2 protein-coding genes are annotated in these 2341 nt (G+C 71.6%); both read right to left on the reverse strand.

What is annotated here, in order from left to right; all coding sequences use genetic code 11:
• Window positions 1–1557, reverse strand: a 1557-nt coding sequence (locus ACFW1A_RS31315) for a cellulase family glycosylhydrolase (RefSeq protein ID WP_380414776.1), incomplete at its 3' end; no start/stop codon positions are given.
• 94 nt (window positions 1558–1651) lie between these two features.
• Window positions 1652–2341 (reverse strand): cellulose binding domain-containing protein (locus ACFW1A_RS31320; protein WP_380414778.1); only part of this gene is annotated, 690 nt, incomplete at its 5' end.

Genomic DNA, 2341 nt, shown 5'->3' on the forward strand with positions numbered 1-2341 from the left:
GCCCAGCGCCGCCAGGTGGGCCTTGTAGCCCGCACCGAAGGCGGTCGGGGTGCCGTCGTAGGAGGAGATCAGGGACGGACCGGAGGAGCAGTTCCAGGTGTTCCAGGTCCAGGCGAGGTACGAGATGCCGTGCTGGTCGAGCCAGGGCAGCAGCGAGTCCAGGTACCCGTGCGCGCAGTCGTTCTCGCCGAGCTCGCCGGTGACCAGCGGGACGGCGGCCGCGACCGGGGCGATCTGACTGTCCCAGCAGCTGGACGAGGAGCAGGTGTTGAAGTTGTAGGAGTGGAACGAGGCGGCCAGGTTCTGCAGCGGGTCGGTGGGCTCGTAGGCGAGCCAGGAGGTCAACTCGTTGGAGTACTCCTCGCCGCCGAGCATCAGCACGTTGGTCGCGCCGGCGCCGCGCACGGCGTTGACCATCGCCTGCATGCCGGCCACCTGGTAGCCGATGCCCGGGCAGGTGCCGCCGTCGCGCCAGCAGGCCCAGCCGGAGGCGTCGGAGCCGGTGGCCCGGGAGGCGTAGGGCTCGTTGAAGAGGTCGAAGACGGTGGCGTTGTCCCCCTTGAAGGTGGCGGCCACCGAGGACCAGAACGGGATCGCGTTGGCGGCGTCGGGCATCGGCTTCTGGCAGGTCGCGGTGGCGCTCGCGCAGCCGGAGGAGTTGCCGGTGTAGACGCCGTCGGTCCAGTGCAGGTCGAGGATGGTGTTCAGGCCGTTCTGGTGCAGCAGGTCGACGTACGACTTGATCGCGGAGATGTAGCTGCTGCCCGCGTAGGCGGCCGGCACGTTCGACAGGCCGAGCCAGCAGTCCTCGTTGAGCGGGATCCGGACGGCCTTGAGGTGCCAGCTCTTCATCGCGTCGATCGAGGCCTGGTCGGCGGGGCCGTCGAAGATGCCGTTGCCCTGGACGCAGGCGAACTCGGCGCCGGAGCGGTTGGCGCCGTGCAGGGTGACCACGTGGCCGGCGGAGTCCTGCAGCTGGTTGCCGACCACGTGCAGCGCGGGCGCGGCGCCGCCGGGGGTGGGCGAACCGGTCGGCGTGGGCGTGGGCGTGGGCGTCGGGGTGGGGGTGGGGGTCGGGGTCGGCGTCGGGCTGGGCGTCGGTGTCGGTGACGGGGTGGGCGTCGGTGACGGCGACGACTGCGGCCCGCACGCCGTCCCGTTCACGCTGAACGAGGTCGGCGCCGCGTTGCTGCCGCTGTAGCTGAAGTTGGCGCTGGTGGTGTAGCTGGCGCCGGGGTTGATGGTGGTGGCGTAGCCGGGGTTGGTGACGGTGACGGTCTTGCCGGACTGCGTCCAGTTGCCGTTCCAGCCGTTGGTGAGGGTCTGGTTGCCGCCGTAGGCGTAGCTGAGCGTCCAGCCGTTGATCGCGGTGCTGCCGGTGTCGCTGATCGCGAGGTTCGCGGTGAAGCCGCTGCCCCAGTCATTGGTGGTGTAACTCACGTTGCAGGAGAGCGCGTTGGCTGCGGAGGCGGTGCCGCCCGGCGGCAGCAGCAGGGCCGCGCCGAGCGCGCAGGTGCTGACGGCCGCGGCCGCCAGCACGGTGCGGGAGGAGGTCATGGGGGTGCTCCGGTGGGGGAGGAGAGGGGCCGGCCGGTGGGTGGTGTCCGGCCGGCCCCGGACTGCGGGGAGGACTACTGGTGCTGACGGGGCGTCAGCTCGCGGTGCAGGTCAGCGTCGGCGCGGTGTTGCTGCCGCTGTAGGTGCCCTGGAAGCCGAAGCTGGTGTTCGCCCCGGCGGCCAGCGCCCCGTTGTACGACATGCTGGTGGCGGTCACCGAGCTGCCGGACTGGGTGACGGTGGCGTTCCAGCCGTTGCTGATCTGCTGGTTGCCGCCCCAGCTCCAGGTCACGGTCCAGGACTTGGTGGCGGAGCTGCCGGTGTTGGTGACGGTCACGTTGGCGTTGAAGCCGGCGCCCCAGTCGCTGGCGATGGCGTACGTGGCCTTGCAGCCGGTGCCGGTACCGCCGCCGCTGCCGGCGGTGGTGGCGGTGACGGCGGCGGAGGCCGGGGAGGTGTTTCCGGCGGCGTCGTAGGCGCTGACGGTGTACTGGTAGGCGGTGGCGGCGGTCAGGCCGGTGTCGGTGTAACTGGTGGTGGCGGTGGTGCCGACCTTGGTGCCGTTGCGGTAGACGTTGTAGCCGGTGACGCCGACGTTGTCGGTGGCGGCGGTCCAGGAGAGCGAGACCGAGGTGGCGGTGGTGCCGCTGACGGTCAGGCCGGCCGGGGTGCTCGGCGGGGTGGTGTCCCCGCCGCCGCTGCCGGCGGTGGTGGCGGTGACGGCGGCGGAGGCCGGGGAGGTGTTTCCGGCGGCGTCGTAGGCGCTGACGGTGTACTGGTAGGC

The organism is Kitasatospora sp. NPDC058965 (assembly GCF_042741245.1).
GTDB lineage: Bacteria > Actinomycetota > Actinomycetes > Streptomycetales > Streptomycetaceae > Kitasatospora.